Below are 1,162 nucleotides of genomic sequence, written 5' to 3' on the forward strand. Positions count from 1 at the left end.
TACACCGCCAGCCTTGTGGATAAAAACGGCGCGCCGGTGACTAACATCACCAATCCGTTGACTGTCACCCTGGATAACGGTCAGACCATCACCATTGGTGTGAATCAGTCCAGCGGCACTGTTTCGATCTTGGCACCGGATGATGTCTACAAAGGCGATCAAACCGTCACCACCGCCATTACTGGTGTCACTGGCGGTGAGCACTTCGAGAACTTGGTACCGGGCACTACGGCAGTGAACACCACCGTTACCGACACCCCGGGCACCGACAACACAACGACTGTCACGCTGACTGCCCCAAGTGTCGTTAATGAAGGTGGCCAGATCACCTACACCGCGACCTTGAGTAATAAGGCCGGTACCGATGTCACGCTGAAGTTGGATAACGGCTCGTCGATCATCATCAAGGCTGGCGAAACTGTCGGCACTGTGACTGTCCCTGCGCCTACCGATGACGTGTTCATCGATAAGAGCACCCAGACCGTCAAGATCACCGAGACCACTGGCGGCAACTTCGAGAAGTTGGAAGTCGCAGGCAACGGCGCAACCACCACCATCAACGACACCATCGACAAGGTGGACGTAGTTCTGACCGCCACCACCACCGTCGGTGAAGGCGGCAATATCGTTTACACCGCCAGCCTTGTGGATAAAAACGGTGCGCCGGTGACCAACATCACCAACCCGCTGACCGTAACTTTGGACAATGGCAAGACCATCACCATTGGTGTGAATGAAACCAGCGGCACTGTCTCGGTCTTGGCACCGGATGATGTCTACAAAGGCGACCAGACCGTCACCACCGCTATCAAGGGTGTGACCGGTGGCGAGCACTTTGAAAATCTGGTTCCAGGTACTACGTCAGTAAACACCACCGTTACGGACACTCCGGGTACCGATAACACAACGACTGTCACACTGACTGCGCCAAGTGTCGTTAATGAAGGTGGCCAGATCACCTACACCGCGACCTTGAGCAATAAGGCCGGTACCGACGTCACGCTGAAACTCGACAACGGCTCAAGCATCACTATCAAAGCCGGCGACACCGTCGGCACTGTGACCGTCCCGGCACCGACCGATGACGTGTTTATCGATAAGAGCACGCAGACGGTCAAGATCACCGACGCTTCCGGCGGCAACTTCGAAAAACTGGAAGTTG

Annotated in this window: 1 protein-coding gene; it reads left to right on the top strand. The window is 55.6% G+C overall.

Annotated features, from left to right (window positions below):
* Positions 1 to 1,162: immunoglobulin-like domain-containing protein (locus tag E3O56_RS16160; protein ID WP_348984318.1), on the top strand; the 1,162-nt coding region annotated here is incomplete at both ends.

Source organism: Pseudomonas sp. W2Aug9, from assembly GCF_023127755.1.
Taxonomy (GTDB): domain Bacteria; phylum Pseudomonadota; class Gammaproteobacteria; order Pseudomonadales; family Pseudomonadaceae; genus Aquipseudomonas; species Aquipseudomonas synxantha_A.